This is a genomic window from Cupriavidus sp. GA3-3 (assembly GCF_000389805.1).
Classification (GTDB): Bacteria; Pseudomonadota; Gammaproteobacteria; order Burkholderiales; family Burkholderiaceae; genus Cupriavidus; species Cupriavidus necator_D.
Genome location: NZ_KB944480.1, coordinates 1 through 18,080 on the forward strand (window position 1 = coordinate 1; position 18,080 = coordinate 18,080).

The 18,080-nt window shown below is 69.0% G+C and carries 20 protein-coding genes; 8 read left to right on the forward strand and 12 right to left on the reverse strand.

Going from position 1 to position 18,080, the window contains the following annotated elements; translation table 11 throughout:
* Positions 1-301: IS256 family transposase (locus C265_RS17245; RefSeq protein ID WP_010809865.1), on the forward strand; the 301-nt coding region annotated here is incomplete at its 5' end.
* 174 nt (positions 302-475) lie between these two features.
* Here C265_RS17245 and C265_RS17250 read toward each other — a convergent pair.
* The 3 genes from C265_RS17250 to C265_RS17260 all read right to left on the reverse strand — a co-directional run bounded on the left by C265_RS17250 (position 476) and on the right by C265_RS17260 (position 3,394).
* Positions 476-1,834 (reverse strand): MATE family efflux transporter, encoded by a 1,359-nt coding sequence (locus C265_RS17250; RefSeq protein WP_010809866.1) that lies wholly within the window; start codon positions 1,832-1,834, stop codon positions 476-478.
* Positions 1,827-2,342, reverse strand: a complete 516-nt coding sequence (locus C265_RS17255) for a helix-turn-helix domain-containing protein (RefSeq protein WP_010809867.1) — start codon at positions 2,340-2,342, stop codon at positions 1,827-1,829. The genes C265_RS17250 and C265_RS17255 overlap by 8 nt, the downstream gene beginning before the upstream one ends.
* Positions 2,343-2,479: 137 nt before the next feature.
* Entirely contained in the window at positions 2,480-3,394 is a 915-nt protein-coding gene (locus tag C265_RS17260) for a LysR family transcriptional regulator (protein ID WP_010809868.1), read from the reverse strand.
* A gap of 127 nt (positions 3,395-3,521) precedes the next feature.
* Here C265_RS17260 and C265_RS17265 point away from each other — a divergent pair, with 127 nt between their 5' ends.
* From C265_RS17265 to C265_RS17275, 3 genes are all read left to right on the forward strand, one after another.
* The gene (locus tag C265_RS17265) at positions 3,522-5,015 is read left to right on the forward strand and encodes an acyl-CoA synthetase (protein WP_010809869.1); all 1,494 of its coding nucleotides are present in this window, start codon (positions 3,522-3,524) and stop codon (positions 5,013-5,015) included.
* A gap of 52 nt (positions 5,016-5,067) precedes the next feature.
* Positions 5,068-6,066, forward strand: a complete 999-nt coding sequence (locus C265_RS17270; RefSeq protein WP_010809870.1) for a tripartite tricarboxylate transporter substrate binding protein — start codon at positions 5,068-5,070, stop codon at positions 6,064-6,066.
* A gap of 154 nt (positions 6,067-6,220) precedes the next feature.
* A complete protein-coding gene (locus C265_RS17275) occupies positions 6,221-6,955 on the forward strand; it encodes a hypothetical protein (RefSeq protein ID WP_010809871.1) in 735 nt (244 codons plus the stop codon).
* 40 nt (positions 6,956-6,995) lie between these two features.
* Here the strand turns inward: C265_RS17275 and dapB are convergent, their stop codons facing one another.
* Complete coding sequence (dapB, locus tag C265_RS17280) at positions 6,996-7,805, reverse strand: 4-hydroxy-tetrahydrodipicolinate reductase (protein ID WP_010809872.1); 810 nt, start codon at positions 7,803-7,805, stop codon at positions 6,996-6,998.
* A gap of 44 nt (positions 7,806-7,849) precedes the next feature.
* Positions 7,850-8,299 carry an Lrp/AsnC family transcriptional regulator gene (locus C265_RS17285; protein ID WP_010809873.1) on the reverse strand — a complete coding sequence of 150 codons (450 nt, stop codon included), beginning with the start codon at positions 8,297-8,299 and terminating at the stop codon, positions 7,850-7,852.
* A 128-nt stretch (positions 8,300-8,427) separates the two neighbouring features.
* Between C265_RS17285 and C265_RS17290 the strand changes: the two genes are divergently transcribed.
* The 3 genes from C265_RS17290 to C265_RS17300 all read left to right on the forward strand — a co-directional run bounded on the left by C265_RS17290 (position 8,428) and on the right by C265_RS17300 (position 11,478).
* Positions 8,428-9,609 carry a saccharopine dehydrogenase C-terminal domain-containing protein gene (locus C265_RS17290; protein WP_010809874.1) on the forward strand — a complete coding sequence of 394 codons (1,182 nt, stop codon included), beginning with the start codon at positions 8,428-8,430 and terminating at the stop codon, positions 9,607-9,609.
* Positions 9,606-11,123 carry an aldehyde dehydrogenase family protein gene (locus tag C265_RS17295; protein WP_010809875.1) on the forward strand — a complete coding sequence of 506 codons (1,518 nt, stop codon included), beginning with the start codon at positions 9,606-9,608 and terminating at the stop codon, positions 11,121-11,123. The genes C265_RS17290 and C265_RS17295 overlap by 4 nt, the downstream gene beginning before the upstream one ends.
* A 142-nt stretch (positions 11,124-11,265) precedes the next feature.
* Entirely contained in the window at positions 11,266-11,478 is a 213-nt protein-coding gene (locus C265_RS17300; protein WP_010809876.1) for a hypothetical protein, read from the forward strand.
* Between the two features lie 69 nt (positions 11,479-11,547).
* Here the strand turns inward: C265_RS17300 and C265_RS17305 are convergent, their stop codons facing one another.
* The 6 genes from C265_RS17305 to hemA form a co-directional block, all read right to left on the reverse strand.
* On the reverse strand, positions 11,548-12,171 hold the full coding sequence (locus C265_RS17305; protein WP_010809877.1) for a UbiX family flavin prenyltransferase: 624 nt from the start codon (positions 12,169-12,171) through the stop codon (positions 11,548-11,550).
* An 8-nt stretch (positions 12,172-12,179) separates the two neighbouring features.
* Positions 12,180-12,491, reverse strand: a complete 312-nt coding sequence (gene grxD / locus C265_RS17310; RefSeq protein WP_010809878.1) for a Grx4 family monothiol glutaredoxin — start codon at positions 12,489-12,491, stop codon at positions 12,180-12,182.
* Between the two features lie 121 nt (positions 12,492-12,612).
* The gene (gene prmC / locus C265_RS17315) at positions 12,613-13,506 is read right to left on the reverse strand and encodes a peptide chain release factor N(5)-glutamine methyltransferase (RefSeq protein ID WP_010809879.1); all 894 of its coding nucleotides are present in this window, start codon (positions 13,504-13,506) and stop codon (positions 12,613-12,615) included.
* Positions 13,507-13,650: 144 nt separating this feature from the next.
* Entirely contained in the window at positions 13,651-13,980 is a 330-nt protein-coding gene (locus C265_RS17320; RefSeq protein ID WP_010809880.1) for a hypothetical protein, read from the reverse strand.
* A gap of 190 nt (positions 13,981-14,170) precedes the next feature.
* Positions 14,171-15,253: a peptide chain release factor 1 gene (gene prfA, locus C265_RS17325; RefSeq protein WP_010809881.1), complete on the reverse strand. Its 1,083-nt coding sequence runs from the start codon at positions 15,251-15,253 to the stop codon at positions 14,171-14,173.
* 100 nt (positions 15,254-15,353) lie between these two features.
* Complete coding sequence (hemA, locus tag C265_RS17330; RefSeq protein ID WP_010809882.1) at positions 15,354-16,658, reverse strand: glutamyl-tRNA reductase; 1,305 nt, start codon at positions 16,656-16,658, stop codon at positions 15,354-15,356.
* A gap of 180 nt (positions 16,659-16,838) precedes the next feature.
* Between hemA and C265_RS17335 the strand changes: the two genes are divergently transcribed.
* A complete protein-coding gene (locus C265_RS17335) occupies positions 16,839-17,084 on the forward strand; it encodes a hypothetical protein (RefSeq protein ID WP_010809883.1) in 246 nt (81 codons plus the stop codon).
* Positions 17,085-17,133: 49 nt separating this feature from the next.
* Here C265_RS17335 and C265_RS17340 read toward each other — a convergent pair whose 3' ends face one another.
* The gene (locus C265_RS17340) at positions 17,134-17,934 is read right to left on the reverse strand and encodes a 5'-methylthioadenosine/adenosylhomocysteine nucleosidase (protein ID WP_010809884.1); all 801 of its coding nucleotides are present in this window, start codon (positions 17,932-17,934) and stop codon (positions 17,134-17,136) included.
* Positions 17,935-18,080 lie beyond the last annotated feature (146 nt).

Sequence of the window (18,080 nt, forward strand, 5' to 3'; positions counted from 1 at the left end):
CCCCCCGATCGCCGCGTCCTGGCGCCGCGCCTGGGATCAGGTGATCCCGTTCTTTACGTTCCCGCCGGCGATCCGCAAGATCATCTACACGACCAACGCGATCGAGAGCATCAATGCGCAACTGCGCAAGATCATCAAGACGCGGGGCCACTTCCCCAGCGATGAGGCGGCGACCAAGCTCCTGTGGCTGGCCCTGCGCAACATCACCGGGAAGTGGGGCAGTTCAACGCATGACTGGAAGGCTGCCATGAACCAGTTTGCGATCCTCTACGAGGACCGCTTCACCCATCCGCATCGTTGAGATAATGCTGGCTCACCGGTCGAATTGACGGTGAGCCTTTACCTGCCCTGCACACAAAAAAACTGACAGGCCCCGCGTCGGTATGCCAGCGCCTGCCCTCACCCCCAGCCCCTCTCCCGCAAGCGGGAAAGGGGAGCAAACCGCAGGCGTTGAAATGCGCTCACGCCACTGACCTCACCGCGCCGACCACTCCCCCTGCCTGACCCCCAGCGCCGTGACCACCCCATAGGCCGTAATCCCCAGCGCCACCCCCAGGAAGTGTCCGTCCAGCCCCATCCCGAACACATTGGCCAGCAGCCAGCCGCCGCCCACCGCCAGCGCGATCCGGCACAGCCCTGCGGCCACCGGCCAGCGCATGCGGCCCGCGCCCATCGAGGCAAAGTACAGCGCCATGCCCAGGCCGAAGCTGCCGAAGGCCGGCCCTACCCATGACAGCGCGCGCGCGGCGATGGCGATCACTTCGGGGTCATGGGTGAACAGGCTGGCAAAGCGCACCGGCGCCAGGCCCACGGCAATGCCGGCGGTGCCGGCGATGGCCAGCGCCAGGAACGCGCCGACCCATGCCGTGCGGCGCGCGGTATGCCAGTCGCCGGCGCCCACGGCGCGGCCGACCAGTGCGGTCAGCGCCGAGCCCACGCCAAAGGCCAGCGGGATCATCAGGAATTCCAGCCGCGCCGAGATGCCATAGGCCGCCACCGCCGCGGTGCCATGGTGGCGCAGCTGCGCGGTGACCAGGATGGTGGTCAGGTTGGCCACCGAGGCCAGCGCGCACGCCACCAGGCCCACCGACAGGATGCGCGCGAACAGCTCCCACGACGGCCGCACCCGCAGCACCGGCACGAAGCCCGCGCCGCCGCGCGCCACCACGATCGCCATCGCCAGCGCCGCGGCCCACGACACCGCCGCCAGCGCGGCGCCGATGCCGGCCAGCCCCATGCCGGCAGGCTCGGCCAGCAGCCACGACAGTGCGGGGAAAGCGACCCACATCAGCGCCAGCACGCGTGCGGCCAGCGCATGGCGGCCGCCGCCGCGCAGCACCGAGGCCAGCGTATTGGCCAGCCACGCCGGAATGGCGCCGACACCGAACAGCCAGATCGCATAGCTGGCAGCGGCCTCCGCCGCCGTGGCGCCGGCCACCGCGCCCAGCACGCCGCGCGGGAAGCCCGCCAGCACCACCGCAAAGGCCAGCCCGGCGGTCACTGCGATCAGCAGCGCGTGCATGACCAGCGAAGACGCTTCCTCGCGCTTGTTGGCGCCAAGCGCGCGGGCGATGGCCGCGACCACGCCGCCGCCCATCGCTCCGGTCGACATCTGCTGCAGTAGCAGCGCAAACGGCAGCACCACCGCCCAGCCGGCCAGCGCCGCCGTGCCCTGGCGCGCGGCCAGCCAGGTTTCGATCAACTGGGCCACGGCCTGCAGCACGGCGATCAGCGCGGTCGGTCCGGCCAGCTTGCCGATGCGGCGCGCAATTTCAGTGGCCGGTACCGCCTCGGCGGGCAGGGCGCCCGCGGGCAATGTGCGCGTGTCAGTCATGGCGGGCCTCCCCTGGCTCGCCAACTGTCCCGGCCTCGCCAAAGCGCTGCCGCAGGAAGCGGCCGGCACCGGGGCCGGGCAGGACACGCAAATCGTCCAGCGTGATCGCGCTGCCGTCGGCGCGCGCCAGCGCCGGCTCGGCAATCTCGGCGCCGGTGCGGCGGTCCTGCAGCAGCGTCAGCGGACCCTTTTCGTCGGTCATCCAGCGGTCGGCCCAGGCCTTGAGCGCGACATAGGCCGGGAAGAAGTCGCGGCCCTTGTCGGTCAGCTGGTAGACGTGGCGAGCGCCGCCCTCGGGCGTTACGCGGGCCAGCAGCCCGTGCGCCACCAGCGTCTTCAGGCGCGCGCTGAGGATGTTGGGGGCGATGCCCAGGTTGCGTTCGAACTCGTCGAAGCGCGTGCTGCCGTAGAAGGCCTCGCGCAGCACAAGGATGGCCCAGCGTTCGCCCAGCACGGCCATGGAGCGGGCCACGGGGCAGGGCATCGAGGTGAAATCGGTAGGGGGCATGGTCTCCGCCGTTCTGGTCCTGTCGACTTGCTTGCAAAGTGCAAGTTTTCTGGAGCATAGCTTGCAAAACGAAAGTTTGCAGGGCTGGTTGCGACCCTGAGTCCGGAAAGCGTTCGTTCACCGGCCAGCGGTGCCGGCTACGCCACCGCGTCGCGGAACACTTCAAGCTTGTCCAGTTCCTCTCGCAGGAACCCGATCAGCGCGCGGGTGGCCATCGACGGGTGCAGGTTAGGCGTGGTGATGATGAAGAGCTTGTTGCCCAGCCCCTCCGGGCGCCAGTCGGGCAGCACCGGCACCAGCCGGCCGGCGCGCACTTCCTCCCAGCCGATGTAGACCGGCAGCATGCCGATGCCGAGGCCCTCGCGCACGGCGCGCGCCAGGAACAGGAAGTTTTCCGACTGAAGCTTTGGCGTCAGCGCCACGTCCACGCGCTGGCTGTCGCGGTACAGCGACAGCGGGAACTGGCGCGGCGGGTATGGCGGGCACAGGAAGTTGCAGCCGGTCAGGTCGGGCGGCGCTTGTACTGGCGGGATGTCTGCGAGGTACTCCGGCGATGCATACAGTTGCCACCGGATGTCGCAGATTTCACGCGCCACGTGATCCAGCGGCGGCGCCGAGGTGACCTTCAGCGCGACATCGATCTCGGCCGCGATCAGGTCGTTGACGCGGTTGGCGAAGAACACGCGCAGCGTGATGCCGGGGTGCTTCCGCGCAAACTGCAGCAGCAGCGGCGCGATATAGGCATCGCCCAGCCCGGTGGGCACGCTCACGCGCACATGGCCGCGCAGGGTCCGGCCCAGGCTGTCGATCTCGGCCTGCGCCGAGGCCACTTCCTGCAGGATGCGCACGCCATGCTGGTACAGCGCATGGCCGGGCCCGGTCAGCTCCAGCCGGCGCGTGGTCCGGCGCAGCAGCTGGGCGCCGGCCTGGTGCTCCAGCTCACGCAGCTGGCGGCTGACCTGCGAGCGCGTCACGCCGCGGCGCCGGCCGGCTTCGGCCAGGTTGCCCGCATCGACGATGTCGACGAAGGCCTGGATCAGGTTGAGGTCCATCGGGGATTGCCTGCAGGATTGTCGCGTCTGGTGCAACATTGTGATTCCGATGCACCTGATTGTCGATCCACGGCTACGCCGATACAGTGGTCGGCTGACAGAACGGATCGCATACAGGAGACGACGGATGGCCACGGACCTCTGGTTTGAAGACATGCACCGCAGCGGCGAAGAATTGCTGGCGCGCGGCGCCCGCCTGGCCGGCGGCCTGCGCGCGCTGGGCGTGCAGGAGGGCGACGTGGTCGCCGTGCTGCTGCGTAACGATCCGGCCTATGCCGACGTGGTCCATGCCTGCCGTACCGCGGGCTGCTACTACTGCCCGATCAACTGGCACTTCACCGCCGAGGAAGTGCGCTTCCTGCTGACCGACAGCGGCGCCAGGGTGCTGCTGGTGCAGGCCGACCTGCTGCCCGCCGTGCGCGACGCCGTTCCGGCCGGCATGACGGTGCTGTCGGTGGGCGGCCCCGCCCAAGGCGCCATCGACTATGAAAGCTGGCTGGCGCAGCAGCCGGCCTACGACGGCCCGCGCGTGGCGCCGCGCGGCCATATGGCCTACACCTCCGGCACCACCGGCCGGCCCAAGGGCGTGGTGCGCCAGCCGCTGCCGCTGGACCGGCTGGAGGAACAGCTCGCGCGCATGCGCTCGGTGGTGAGGCAGACCTACGGCATCGAGCCGGGCTGCCGCACGCTGATGTCGGCGCCGCTGTACCACAGCGCGCCGGGCTCGTTTATCCAGAACGCGCTGCAGATGGCCGAACGCCTGGTGCTCACGTCGCGCTTTGATGCCGAGCAGGTGCTGGCGCTGGTGGAAAAGCACCGCATCGACGTGCTCTACCTGGTGCCGATCATGTACGTGCGCCTGCTCAAGCTGCCGCCCGAGGTGCGCGCCAGGTACGACCTGTCTTCGATCCGCTTCGTCGCCTCCACCGGCTCGCCGTGCTCGCCCGAAGTAAAGCGCGCGATGCTGGAATGGCTGGGCCCGGTCATCCACGAAACCTACGCCTCCAGCGAAGCCGGCATGATCACCGTGGCCACGCCGGCCGATGCCGCCGCGCGCCCGGGGACCGCCGGCAAACCGGTCGATGACGCGCAGCTGCGCATCCTCGACGAGAACGGCCGCCAGTGCGCGCCGGGCGAGATCGGCCTGGTCTACGTGCGCCAGCCGGCTTACCCCGACTTCAGCTACCGCAACAATGATGCCGCGCGCGCCGCCATCGACCGAGACGGGCTGGTGACGCTGGGTGACATGGGCTATGTCGATGCCGACGGCTACCTGTTTATCTGCGACCGCGCATCGGACATGGTGATCTCCGGCGGCGTGAACATCTACCCGGCCGAGATCGAGCATGAGCTGGTGCGCTACCCCGGCGTGGCCGACTGCGTGGTGTTCGGCATCCCCGACGACGAGTACGGCGAGCGCCTGCTGGGCATGGTGCAGCCGATGCCAGGCGTGGAGATCCGCGAGGCCGAGGTGATCGACTGGCTGCGCCAGCGGCTGTCCGGCTTCAAGGTGCCGCGCAGCATCGTGGTCGAGACGCAGCTGCCGCGCGATGAAACCGGCAAGCTCGCCAAGCGCCGGCTGCGTGACCGATACTGGGAAGGCCGCCAGCGCCGCGTCTGAGCGCGTGCCCGGCCTGGATCGATCACGACCGATAACAACAGGAGGAGACGCGATGCAGAACAAACCAAGCGGACGGCGCGCCTGGCTCGCCGCGATGGCAGCCGGCGCGGGGTGCGCGCTGGCCATGTGGGGCGGAGCCGCGCAGGCCGCCTATCCCGATCGCCCGATCAAGCTGGTGGTGCCCTACACCCCCGGCGGCTCGACCGACCAGTTCGGCCGCGCGCTGGCCGACGGCATGTCGCGCCAGCTGGGCCAGACCGTGGTGGTGGAAAACCGCCCGGGCGCGGCCACCATGATCGGCACCACCAGCGTGGCGCGTGCGCCGGCAGACGGTTACACCATGGTGCTGGCCACCAACGGCAGCATGGTGCTCAACCCGATGCTGTACAAGAAGATCAACTACGATCCGCCCAAGGATTTCAAGATCTTCAGCATCGGCGCCGAGGTGCCGCTGGTGGTGGTGACCAACAGCAAGGTGCCGGCCAGCAATATCCGCGAGTTCGCGGCCTACGCCAAGGCCGCGGGCGGCAAGCTCAACTATGGCTCGGTCGGCCTGGGCAACGCGCTCCAGCTGGCCACCGAAATGCTCAAGACCGAGCTGGGCATCAGCGTCACCCACGTGCCCTACAACGGCAGCGCCCCGGCGCTGTCGGCGCTGCTGGCCAACGACGTGCAACTGATGGTGGATGTGGTCAGCACCTCGCTGCCGCATATCAAGGCAGGCAAGCTCAAGGCGCTGGCGGTCACCGGCCGCACCCGGCTGGACGTGCTGCCCGACGTGCCGACCGTGGCGGAAGGCGGCTATCCCAACTTCCAGGCCGCCACCTGGTTCGGCCTGGCCGTGCCCGCGCAGACGCCACCCGATGCGGTGGCCAGGCTGCAGGCCGCCGCTGCCCACGTGCTCAAGGACGCGCAGTTCCGTTCCACCTTCAGCGCGCTGGGACTGGTCGTGCAGGCGCCGCGCACGCAGGCCGAGATCGACCGCTATATCGAAGCCGACCGCGAGCACTGGGGCAAGGTGATCAAGGCCAATAACATTTCGTTGGACTGACTGGAAGTGCGGGAGCCGCCAGGGCCATGGGGTAAGCTACTGCTCGCCCCTGGCCTGGCAGGCCGCCGGTGACTTTCCCGTCACCGCCCGCGCCAAGCAGGAACAACCCGGCCGGGGCGGGCTCCAACCCGGAGCCGTTCATCAGGAGTCCGATTTGAAATTCCCCGTTGCCGGGCTGGCGCTTGCCGGCCTGCTGGGCGCCGCTGCCGGCGCCATTGCCGCCCCCGCTTCCGCCCCTGCCGCCAAACCAGCCCCCGCACCGGCCAAGGCCCAGGCCAAGGCCGAGAACAGCGCGCTGTCGCCGCTGCTGGCCATGCTGGAAATCGGCAACCCGCTGCCGGCCTTGCCGGATTGCGCCGACAAGCGCACGCCCGATGGCCGCGATGTCACCGGATTCTGTGTCGAACTGAAGGGCGATGGCCTGATGCGCCAGGTCGGCGTGCCGCGCGCGCAGCGCCCGTCCTTCATGGACGGCCCCTTTGTGCTGGCCTTTGTCGACCGCAACGCGCTGGTCGGCCTGGTGGTCCCGACCGCCGGCGCCAACTCGCAGCAGGCCGCGGCCGACAGCGTCAGCGCGCTGTACGGCAAGCCGTTCCGGCAGGAGCAGGTCGACATGCCCGACAAGGCTGGCAAGAGCATCAAGACGCTGCATGCCGGCTGGATGCACAAGCCGCTGACGGTTGAGCTCTACGCCATGCCGGAAGACCCCAACACCGGCACCATCGAAATGCTGCTGCCGCAGGCGCGCGTGCTGATGGCGGACAAGGATGCCGAGGTGGACAAGCAGCTCAATCCGGCCTCGGCGCCCGCGGCCAAGGGCGGCAAGGCAGCCGCCGCCAAGCCCGCGCCAAAGCCAGCCGCCAAGCCGGAGAAGCCTGGCAGCTGGTAACACTCCGCAGCAGGCGGCCTGCCCGCCTGCTGACCTGGCCTCAGAGCCCTTCCATCACCTTGTCCAGCCCCCGCACCACGCCGCGCACGGTGTGGACCTTGCGGATCGCCAGCAGCGCGCCGGCGACATAGGGCGTGGAGCCGTCGCCGGCCTCGTGCTTCAGGTGCAGGCGCTGGCCGTCGGCGCCGAAGATCACTTCCACGCCAAGCTGGTAGCCCGGCAGCCGCACCGCGTGCACCTGCGTGCCCGACATGGTGGCGCCGCGGGTTTCCTTCGGGCCCTTGACCTGGTCGACCGGCACCGCCTGCGCGGCGGCCTTGACCTGGCCGAGCCGGTAGGCCAGCTCGCGCACGGTGCCGGAGGGCACGTCGATCTTGCCGGCCTTGGCGTAGTCGATGATCTCCCAGTGCTCCAGGTGACGCGCGGCCATCTCGGCAAACTTCTGCAGCAGCACCACCGTGATGGCGAAATTGCCGCAGGCGAGCACGCCGCGGTCGGCCTGGCGCGCGGCCGCGTCGATCTCGGCATAGTCCTCGTCGGTCAGCCCCGAGGTGCCCACCACCACGTGCGCGCCGTGCGCCAGCGCCTGCAGGATGTTGTGCTTGGCGATGCCCGGCTTGGTGTATTCGACATAGACGTCGTAGGGCGTTTCCCCCAGGGCCTCGATGCTGGCGGCCGCCACGCCCGGCGTATCGGCATGGCCGGTCAGCTGCGCCAGAGGCTGCCCGGCGGCGCCGCGCGACAGGCCGGCCACCAGGGTCATGTCGGCCGCATGGGCCACGCCGCGCGCCAGTTCGCCGCCGGCCCAGCCGGTCACGCCGCCCACGGCGACACGGATCGGGTTGTTCATATTGTTGCTCCGCAAACGCTTGATCGGGTTGGCAGCATACCGCGTCAGCCGGCAGCGCGCCGGCGGTCGAGCTTGCGCGCGAGCACGATCGAGGTGGTGGTGTGGTTGACGCCGTCGAGCATGCCGATCTCGTCGAGCAGCCGGTCCAGGCGGTCGTGCGTGTCGCAGCGGATCGCCACCAGGTAGTCGACCGGGCCGCTGACCGAATTGACCTCTTCGATCTCGGGCAGGCGCTGCAGCGCGCGCAGGATCGCGGGCGCGGCCTTGGGCTGCACCGACAGGCCGCAATAGGCCAGGATGGCGTTGTCTTCCATGCGCTGCCCCAGCCGCACGCCGTAGCCGGCAATCACCCCGCTGCGCTCCAGCCGCGCGATGCGCGCGACCACGGTGGTGCGGGCGATACCCAGGTGCCGGGCGAGGTTGGCGGCGCTTTCGCGGGCATTGGCCTGCAGCAGCGACAGCAGGTGCCGGTCGGTGGTGTCGAGCTCGGTCATTACGTCGGGATGGTTCGTCGTTTCGTTCGATTATGGCGGGTTTTCGTCGTTCTTGTGGCTTCATTGTGTCGCGCTGGCTATCCATACTCCAGTCAACAGGACAACCTTTTCTTGTGGACGGAGACACCATGCAAGCCTCGAACCTGGGCCGGCAGGCCCCGCGCGACCTGCCCAAGGCGACCCGCCCGCTGCACGTGGCGGTGCTGGGCGCGGGCAAGATCGGGCGCACCATTGCCACCATGCTGCATGACAGTGGCGACTACCGCGTCAGCGTGGTCGACCATGACGCACGGCGCCTCGACGGCCTGCCGCGCGGCGTGCTGGCGCGCGCCGGCGACCCCACCGAGCCTGGCACCTGCGCCGCGCTGCTGGCCGGCGCCGATGCCGTGCTCAACGCGCTGCCGTTCCACGCCGCGATCAGCGTGGCTTCGGTGGCGGCGCGCCTGGGCGTGCATTACTTCGACCTGACCGAGGACGTGGCCGCGACCCAGGCCATCCGCCAGCTGGCGCAAAGCGCGCGCTCGGTGCTGATGCCGCAGTGTGGGCTGGCGCCGGGCTTTATCGGCGTGGTCGGGCATGACCTGGCGCAGCGCTTCCTGCGCGGCGGGGGGGAACTGCTGGACCTGCAGATGCGGGTTGGCGCGCTGCCGCGCTACCCCAGCAATGCGCTCAAGTACAACCTGACCTGGAGCACCGAGGGACTGATCAACGAGTACTGCAACCCGTGCGAGGCCATCGTCGACGGCCGCCGCGTGGAACTGACGGCGCTGGAGGGGCTGGAAAGCTTTGCGCTGGACGGCATCGAGTACGAAGCCTTTAATACATCTGGCGGCCTGGGCACGCTGCCCGAGACGCTGGCCGGCCGCGCGCGCCATGTCGACTACAAGTCCATCCGCTATCCGGGCCATTGCGCGCTGATGAAACTGCTGCTCAACGACCTGCGCCTGCGCGAACGCCGTGAATGGCTGCGCGATATCTTCGATCGCGCCATCCCGGTGACCGACCAGGACGTGGTGATCGTGTTCGCCACCGCCACCGGCTACCCGGCCGGGGGCGAACGCGGGCGCGGGCCGCTGACGCAGGCTTCGTTCTCGGCGCGCATCGGCGGGGTGGATGGCAAGGGGGGCCATGTCAACGCGATCCAGCTGACCACTGCCGCGGGCATCTGCACCGCGCTGGACATGGTGGCCACCGGCGCGCTGCCGCAATCCGGCTTCGTGCGGCAGGAGTCGATGCCGCTGGACGCCTTCCTTGCCAATCGCTTCGGCCGCCATTACACGCAGCATCCGCTCCAGGAGACCGTCATATGAAAGCGCAAGAGTTCGCTGCCTGCTGGGATTCGCTGGGCCTGCCGCGGCCGTGGCGGGAGGGCACGCCGGCCGGCGCCGTGACGGTCCGCTCGCCGGTCGATGGCGAGGCCATCGGCCATGTCCCGGCCTGCACGCCGGCGCAGGCCGATGCGCTGATCGCCCGCGCCCACGCGGCGCAGACCACCTGGGCGCTGCTGCCTGCGCCTGCGCGCGGCGAGATCGTGCGGCGCTTCGGCGAGGTGCTGCGCGAACACAAGCCGGCGCTGGGCCGGCTGGTCTCGCTCGAGTCCGGCAAGATCCTGCAGGAAGGCCTGGGCGAGGTGCAGGAGATGATCGACATCTGCGACTTCGCGGTCGGGCTGTCGCGCCAGTTGCACGGGCTGACCATTGCCTCCGAGCGCCCGCAGCATGCGATGCGCGAGACCTGGCATCCGTATGGGCTGTGCGGCGTGATCTCGGCCTTCAACTTTCCGGTGGCGGTGTGGGCGTGGAATGCGGCGCTGGCGCTGGTGTGCGGCAACGGCGTGATCTGGAAACCCTCGGAAAAAGTCACCCTGTGCGCGCTGGCCGCGCATGGCCTGCTGGAGCGCGTGCTCGCCGCGGCGGCGCCGCAGCACGCCGGCATCTCGGCGGTGCTGCCGGGCGGGCGCATGCTGGGCACCCACCTGGTGTCGCACCCGGCGGTGCGGCTGGTCAGCGCCACCGGCTCGACCCGCATGGGCCGCGAGGTCGGCGTTGCCTGCGCCGGGCACTTCAAGCGCAGCATCCTGGAGCTGGGCGGCAACAATGCCGCCATCGTCGCGCCTTCGGCCGACATCGAGCTGGCGGTGCGGGCCATCACCTTCGCCGCGGCCGGCACCGCGGGCCAGCGTTGCACCACGCTGCGTCGCTGCTTTATCCACGCCGACCTGATGGACACCATGGCGAGCCGGCTGATCACCGTGTTCGACCGCCTGCCCGTCGACGACCCGCTCGCTGACGGCACCCTGGTCGGCCCGCTGATCGACACCGCCGCGGGCGATGCCATGGCCAATGCGCTGGCCGCCTGCCGCGCGCAGGGCAATATCGTCACCGGCGGCGAACGGCTGCTGGCCGACCGCTACCCGCATGCCTGTTACGTGCGGCCCGCGCTGGTGATGACCGACGCCCAGCACGACACCATGCTGACCGAAACCTTCGCGCCGATCCTGTACCTGATGCCATACACCACGCTGGATGAGGCCATCGCGCTGAACAACGCCTCGCCGCACGGGCTATCGTCGTGCATCTTCACGGAATCGATGCGCGAGGCCGAGCGCTTCCTGTCGTCGGCAGGCAGCGACTGCGGCATCGCCAACGTCAACATCGGCACCAGCGGCGCAGAGATCGGCGGCGCCTTCGGCGGGGAAAAGGCAACCGGCGGGGGCCGCGAGTCGGGATCGGATGCGTGGAAGGGCTATATGCGCCGCGCCACCAACACGATCAACTATGGCGATTCGCTGCCGCTGGCGCAGGGGATACGGTTCGAGATCTGACGGCATCCCTGGGCGTGTTACAGGGCGCGTAGGGAACTGTAACAAGCCTTACACGCCTTTGACGCCGTATTACGCTTTCTGCCCGTATAACGTCAGCAGGGCAGGCACATGCCCGTTCCGACCCCAAGGACGAATGATGAGAATGCTGACGATTGGACTGGCTGCCGCTGCGGCATCCGTCACCCTGCTGGGCGGCTGCGCCGTCTATCCCACGCCTGCCGGTCCCGCGGTCGGCCCTGCGCCGGTGTACGTGGCGCCCGCGCCGGTGGTGGTGGCACCGCGGCCGTACTACTACGGCGGCTATGGCGGCTACTATGGCCATGGCTACTATGGCCGGGGCTACCGCCGCTGGTAATGAGCGCGGTTGGCACGACAATGCGCGAGGATGCCGGCGCGTAGAGAGAGGCTGCGCGCCGGCCGCAGTTCAGTTGCCGGCCGCGTCGCCGGCCCGGGCGTTCAGCCCGCCCCAGCTGGGCGCGAGCGTCTGGCCGATCTCCGGCAAATCCACCAGGTCGAGCACGCGCCCGACCGTATGGTCGACCAGTTCGGCAATGCTTTGCGGCTTCTGGTAGAAGCCCGGCACCGGCGGGAACACGATCCCGCCCATTTCCGTCACCGCCGTCATATTGCGCAGGTGCGCAAGGTTCAGCGGCGTTTCCCGCACCATCAGCACCAGCTTGCGCCGCTCCTTGAGCGTGACGTCGGCGGCGCGCGTGATCAGGTTGTCGGACAGGCCGTGCGCAATCGCCGCCAGCGTGCGCATGGAGCAGGGGGCGACCACCATCGCCTGTGCGCGGAACGAGCCGCTGGCGATGGTCGCGCCGATGTCGCGCACGTTGTGCACGACGCTGGCCAGCGCCTCCACCTCGGCACGGCTGATGTCCAGCTCGTGCTGCAGGTTCATCACGCCGGCCGGCGAAATCAGCAAATGGGTTTCCACCGAGGGCGCCGCGCGCAGCACCTGCAGCAGGCGCACGCCGTAGATGGCACCGGTGGCGCCCGTGATGGCGACGATCAGCCGTTTGGGTGTGCCGCCAGTCACGGACATAAAGGAACTCAGCCCTTCAGCAGGGTTTGCAGTTCGCCGTTCTGGTACATCTCCATCATGATGTCCGAGCCGCCGATGAACTCGCCGTTCACGTAGAGCTGCGGAATGGTCGGCCAGTTGGCGTATTCCTTGATGCCCTGGCGGATGCCTTCGTCATCCAGCACGTTGACCGTGGTCGGCGCGTCCACGCCACAGGCCTTCAGAATCTGGATGGCGCGGCCCGAGAAGCCGCACATCGGGAATTGCGCGGTGCCCTTCATGAACAGGACTACCGGGTTGCCCTTGACGATCTGATCGATCTTTTGCTGCACGTCGCTCATGGTTTGCTTTTCAGTGGGGCGATGCCGTGTCGCGGGCGCCGCCTGGGGAGAATGGGACGCCACGCGGCCTGGCCGCGTGGCGGGGATCTGACGGCGATTTTACCGGAATCGCCGCCGGGCTTCAGTGACCGGCAGTGGTGCCGCCGGGCCGGGCGCCTTGCCAGCGCCCGCCGGTGCAGCGTTCCAGGCCGGCCAGGTCGCGGGCGGTGAAGATCTCGGTGAAACCGGTGTCCTCCAGCAGCTGGCGGGTGGCCTGCGCCTGGTCGTAGCCATGCTCCATCAGCAGCCAGCCGTCAGGCAGCAGCCGGGCGCCGGCACCGCTGACAATGGCCCGCAGGTCGGACAGGCCGTCGTCGTGGTCGGTCAGCGCGTCGATCGGTTCGAAGCGCAGGTCGCCTTCGACCAGGTGCGGGTCGCCCGCGGCGATGTAGGGCGGATTGCTGACGATCAGGTGAAAGCGCAGGCCTGGCGGCAGCGCCGCGTACCAGTCAGACACCAGGAAGTGGATGCGGTCGGCGCCGAGCGCGCTGGCGTTGTCCTGCGCCACCATCAGCGCGCCGGGCGAGATGTCGGTGGCCCAGACTTGCGCATCCCGGCGCTCGCGCGCCAGCGTCACGGCCAGGATGCCCGAGCCTGTGCCCAGGTCCAGCACGGTCGGCTGCGGCACCTCGGCCAGCCGCGCCAGCGAGGCTTCGGCGGCGACTTCGGTATCGGGCCGCGGGATCAGCACGTCAGGCGTGACCCGGAACTTCCGGCCGAAGAACTCGCGCTCGCCGATCAGGTAGGCCATCGGCTCGCCCGCCAGCCGCCGCGCCAGCAGCGTGGCAAAGGCGTCGCGCTGGGCGATGGTGAGGGTGCCGGTGTCGCGGGTGATCAGCTGGGTGCGGCTCAGGCCGGTGACATGCGTCAGCAGCATGCGCACTTCCAGGGCAGGCAGCCCGGCCATGGCGGCGAGGGTCTGGGCTTCGCGCAGCGTGGGGGTCGCCGGCAGCGCGGCAGAGTTTGGGGAAGACATCGAAAGGGAGGGGACGGTTCTTTTGCCGGCTACAAAAAACCCCACCGGCGCAAAGGCCTGGCGGGGCTTTGGGGCGGGACTTCCAGCTTGCCGCCAGTGTACCGCTCATCGACAGCGGGCGGCGCGATGCCCCCGCCGGGACGATTACTTATTGACGGCGTCCTTGGCCTTGTCGGCACCCGTGTTGACGGCATCCTTGGCGGCCTGCTTGGCGTCTGCCATGGCGCTGCCGGCTTCTGCCTTGGCCTTGTCGGCGGCGGCCGAGAGGTCGGCTGCGGCACCGCTGGCGGCGGCCTTGGCGGCGTCTGCGGCGTTGCTGGCGGCAGCGGCGGCATCGCTGGCGGCGGCCTTGGCGGATTCAGCGGCGCTTTGCATGGCGCTCTCGGCGTTCGAGGCGGCAGGCGGAGCTTCTTCCTTCTTGCTGCAAGCGGCCATGGCCGCGGTGATCATCAACAGCGCGAGCAGTTTTTTCATGATTTCGTCCTAGGTATGTTCTCGGGAGTGACTACCCGGCACCATTCTCCGTTTGCCGGTCGAAATCGATTATAGACAGCCGCCTTACCCCTACCAGTGCTGTTTCAAGCATTTACAAGAAATACAAAGATATCGGCGACTTTACGCGGTGTTCGGGGCGGAAGGCCGGTTGCACGACATTTTGTGGTGCTTACGACTCTTCGCCAAGTGCAGCAAGCTGATCAGCCTGGTGTTCCGAAGCCAGTGCCGACAGCAGCTCATCCATGTCGCCGTCCATGATCATGTCGATCTTGTACAGCGTCAGGTTGATGCGGTGGTCGGTCACGCGCCCCTGCGGGAAGTTGTAGGTGCGGATGCGGTCGCTGCGGTCGCCCGAGCCGATCAGGTTGCGCCGCGTGCTGGCCTCCTTCGCCTGGGCGGCGCGCGTCTGCATGTCCTTGATGCGGGCCGCCAGCACCTTCATCGCCTTGTCCTTGTTGCGGTGCTGGCTGCGGTCGTCCTGGCACTCGACCACGATGCCGGTCGGCAGGTGGGTCAGGCGCACCGCGGAATCGGTCTTGTTGACGTGCTGCCCGCCAGCGCCCGAGGCGCGGAAGGTGTCGATGCGCAGGTCAGCCGGGTTGATCTCGACCTCGCCCACTTCATCGGCTTCGGGCATCACCGCGACCGTGCAGGCCGAGGTGTGGATGCGCCCCTGTGCCTCGGTCGCCGGGACGCGCTGCACGCGGTGGCCGCCGGATTCGAACTTCAGCCTGGAGAATGCCGCATCGCCGGCGATGCGCACGATCACTTCCTTGTAGCCGCCCAGGTCCGATTCCGATTCGCTCATCACTTCGACCTGCCAGCGCTGGCGTTCGGCATAGCGCGTGTACATGCGCAGCAGGTCGCCGGCGAACAGCGCGCTTTCCTCGCCGCCGGTGCCGGCGCGGATTTCCAGCAGCAGGTTGCGGTCGTCGTTCGGGTCCTTGGGCAGCAGCAGGCGCTGCAGGCTCGCTTCCAGGGCTTCCAGCCGCGCGCGCGCGCTGGCGATCTCGTCGGCGGCAAAGTCCTTCATCTCCGGATCGTCCAGCAGCGCCTGCGCGGTGGCCAGGTCGTCCTGCGCCTGGCGGTACTGGCCGTACTGCTCGGCCACCGGCGACAACTCGGCATGTTCGCGGCTGAGCTTGCGGTACTGGTCGATCTTCGCGGTCGCGTCTTCGCGCGCGAGCAGGGCGTTGACTTCATCGAGTCGCTCGGCCAGTTGGTCGAGCTTGGCAAGCATGCTGGCTTTCATCGGGTGCGGGGGGAAGAGGTGGGCCAGGGGCCGGGGCTACCCGCGGGCGGGTGGCGGCGTGCCGGCGCGGCAGGGCGCGCGCGGCGCAAGGGCAGAGCGGCTAGCGCTCGGAGTGGCTGCTGTGGCGGAACAGGCCCGGCACCAGGCGCAGCAGCGCCTCGCGGTCCTCGCCCTGGGTGTGGTTCAGTGCGTGGGTGGGGCCATGCAGGAACTTGCGGGTCAGCGCACCGGAGAGGGCCTCCAACACGGCTTCGGGGTCGTCGCCGCGTGCCAGCATGCGGCGCGCGCGTTCCAGCTCGGCCTGGCGGATGGCTTCGCCGCTGGTCTGCAGTTCGCGGATGACCGGCACCACGCTGCGGGTTTCCAGCCAGTGCATGAAGTTCTGCACCCGGCTTTCGATGATGGCCTCGGCCTGCGCCACCGCGGCCTGGCGCATCGCATTGCCTTCACGCACGATCGCGCCGAGATCGTCGACGGTGTACAGGAAGACGTCGTCCAGGCGCGCGACTTCGGGCTCGACGTCGCGCGGCACGGCCAGGTCGACCATCATGATGGGGCGGTGCTTGCGGCGCTTGACCGCGCGCTCCACCGCGCCCAGCCCGATGATCGGCAGCGAGCTGGCGGTGCAGGACACCACGATATCGAACTCATGCAGGCGCTCGCCCAGGTCGGTCAGGCGGATCGCGTTGGCGGTCAGGCCCTGGCCGGAGAGCTGCTCGGCGAGCTTTTCGCCGCGTTCCACGGTGCGGTTGGCCACCACGATCTGGCGCGGCTGCTGCGCGGCGAAGTGCGTGGCGCACAGTTCGATCATCTCGCCCGCGCCGATAAACAGCACGCGCTGGGTCGAGACGCTTTCAAAGATCCGCTGCGCCAGCCGCACCGCGGCTGCGGCCATCGATACCGAATGCGCGCCGATCTCGGTCTGGCCGCGCACTTCCTTGGCCACCGCGAAGGTGCGCTGGAACAGCTGGTTCAGGTACGTGCCCAGCGAGCCGGCCTCGCCGGCGGTGCGCACGGCGTCCTTGAGCTGGCCCAGGATCTGGGTCTCGCCCAGCACCATCGAATCCAGGCCGCTGGCCACGCGGAAGGCATGGCGCACGGCTTCGGACTGCGGCAGCGCGTACAGGTGCGGCGCCAGTTCGCCGGCGGGCACGTTGTGGTGCTGCGACAGCCAGCGCAGGGTGTGCTCGAAACCATCCGTGCCCGGCGTCAGGACGTCGGTCGCGCAGTAGATCTCGGTGCGGTTGCAGGTGGACAGGATGGCGGCTTCAGTGCCGCTGCGCCCCGACAGGTGGGAGCGCAGCGCACCCAGCGCGGGCTTGATCTGCTCGAGCGGAAACGCCACCCGCTCGCGCAGCGAGACAGGTGCCGTTGTGTGATTGATGCCGATCGCGAGCAGTTGCATTTGTAGGGGACGGGTACGGTCCGGAGCGTGGCCGGACCGGATGCCATTATACCGCCGGGATCGCTAATTGCAGGCGCTGGGCCATCCGGGGCCGGGCGGGGGCATGGCAGCGGCTCCGGATTGCAGTATCGTTACGCCGCAGCCCTTGCGGCTGTGATGCTGACAACACAGGAGAAGCGGATGCTGGGCACCTTGATCGTGGGTTTGCTGGTGGGGCTGGCGGCGCGCCGGCTGCATCCGGCAGGGCGCGTGGTGACCCTGCCGGCCGCGCTGGTGCTGGGTGCGGCGGGTGCGGCGGGCGCTTTCTATGGCGGCCGGGCCTTGCACCTGTTTATCGACGGGCAGCTCAGCAGCTGGCTGGCGGTGATCGCCGGCTCGGCGCTGCTGGTGGGGGCCTGGGGCGCGCTGCGGCCGCGCGGGCGGTAAGAACAGAACTGACCGCGGCGGCGGGAATCCGCTCGCCGCTTGATCGCGATCAGAAGCGGACCGGCGTTTGAACAGTGTCGGCCTTGGCTCTTCCGGCCAGCAGCCGGCGCAGCACGCCACTGGAATAGTGACTGGCCACATCCTTCAGGAATGCCGCGAAGTCCACATGGGCGCTATCGTCGGCCCGGTCCGAAATGGTCCGCATCACGGCATACGGCACGCCGTATTCATGGCAGACCTGCGCCACCGCGGCGCCTTCCATTTCCACCGCCAGCAATCCGGGCAGCCGCTCACGCAACTCCGTCACCGCCGCCGGTGAGCCGATGAACTGGTCGCCGCTGGCGATCATTCCGTGGTGCAGCGCCGGCGCGGCTACGCCGAATCGTTCCAGCACCTCGCGCGGCACTTCGGCAGGCAGGTCCAGCTGCAGAAATTCGCGCGCGGCGGCTTCCAGCTCGGCGGTCAGCGCCGGGTCGGCCGGGAACTCGGCACGGTCCAGCAGCGGCACTTCATGGCGGCCGAAGAACGGACGTGCGTCGAGGTCATGCTGGATGGTGCGGTCGGCGATGACGATGTCGCCGACATTGGTGCCGGCGCCAATGCCCCCGGCCAGCCCGGTGAAGACGATCTGCGTCGCGCCGAACTCGCGGATCAGCGTGACCGTGGTCGCCGACGCCGCCACCTTGCCCATGCGCGCCAGCACCAGCACGCACGGCTGCCCGAGCAGCTGGCCGGCATAGTAGTCGCGCATGCCGATGGTGCGCACCGTGGCGCGGCTGTCGTCATGGCGCATGGCGGCCACCAGGCCATCGACTTCATCATGGATGGCGGCAAGGATTCCGAGAGTCATGGAGCGGGCGCAGGACGAGAAAACCACAGCATACCGGCCCGCGCAGGCCGGGCATAGATCAGAGCGCGACCGCACCGCACCCTCCCACGGAACAGGTGCGGCCCCCGCGCCGCTTTGCTAAAGTCCCCGTCATCTCAGCACGTAAG

Excerpts from the sequence above, each read along its gene's own strand:
- C265_RS17250 (WP_010809866.1), bottom strand. The coding sequence starts at position 1,834 with ATGACTGACACGCGCACATTGCCCGCGGGCGCCCTGCCCGCCGAGGCG.
- C265_RS17255 (WP_010809867.1), bottom strand. The coding sequence starts at position 2,342 with ATGCCCCCTACCGATTTCACCTCGATGCCCTGCCCCGTGGCCCGCTCC.
- C265_RS17260 (WP_010809868.1), bottom strand. The coding sequence starts at position 3,394 with ATGGACCTCAACCTGATCCAGGCCTTCGTCGACATCGTCGATGCGGGC.
- C265_RS17265 (WP_010809869.1), top strand. The coding sequence starts at position 3,522 with ATGGCCACGGACCTCTGGTTTGAAGACATGCACCGCAGCGGCGAAGAA.
- C265_RS17270 (WP_010809870.1), top strand. The coding sequence starts at position 5,068 with ATGCAGAACAAACCAAGCGGACGGCGCGCCTGGCTCGCCGCGATGGCA.
- dapB (WP_010809872.1), bottom strand. The coding sequence starts at position 7,805 with ATGAACAACCCGATCCGTGTCGCCGTGGGCGGCGTGACCGGCTGGGCC.
- C265_RS17285 (WP_010809873.1), bottom strand. The coding sequence starts at position 8,299 with ATGACCGAGCTCGACACCACCGACCGGCACCTGCTGTCGCTGCTGCAG.
- C265_RS17290 (WP_010809874.1), top strand. The coding sequence starts at position 8,428 with ATGCAAGCCTCGAACCTGGGCCGGCAGGCCCCGCGCGACCTGCCCAAG.
- C265_RS17295 (WP_010809875.1), top strand. The coding sequence starts at position 9,606 with ATGAAAGCGCAAGAGTTCGCTGCCTGCTGGGATTCGCTGGGCCTGCCG.
- C265_RS17300 (WP_010809876.1), top strand. The coding sequence starts at position 11,266 with ATGCTGACGATTGGACTGGCTGCCGCTGCGGCATCCGTCACCCTGCTG.
- C265_RS17305 (WP_010809877.1), bottom strand. The coding sequence starts at position 12,171 with ATGTCCGTGACTGGCGGCACACCCAAACGGCTGATCGTCGCCATCACG.
- grxD (WP_010809878.1), bottom strand. The coding sequence starts at position 12,491 with ATGAGCGACGTGCAGCAAAAGATCGATCAGATCGTCAAGGGCAACCCG.
- prmC (WP_010809879.1), bottom strand. The coding sequence starts at position 13,506 with ATGTCTTCCCCAAACTCTGCCGCGCTGCCGGCGACCCCCACGCTGCGC.
- C265_RS17320 (WP_010809880.1), bottom strand. The coding sequence starts at position 13,980 with ATGAAAAAACTGCTCGCGCTGTTGATGATCACCGCGGCCATGGCCGCT.
- prfA (WP_010809881.1), bottom strand. The coding sequence starts at position 15,253 with ATGAAAGCCAGCATGCTTGCCAAGCTCGACCAACTGGCCGAGCGACTC.
- hemA (WP_010809882.1), bottom strand. The coding sequence starts at position 16,658 with ATGCAACTGCTCGCGATCGGCATCAATCACACAACGGCACCTGTCTCG.
- C265_RS17335 (WP_010809883.1), top strand. The coding sequence starts at position 16,839 with ATGCTGGGCACCTTGATCGTGGGTTTGCTGGTGGGGCTGGCGGCGCGC.
- C265_RS17340 (WP_010809884.1), bottom strand. The coding sequence starts at position 17,934 with ATGACTCTCGGAATCCTTGCCGCCATCCATGATGAAGTCGATGGCCTG.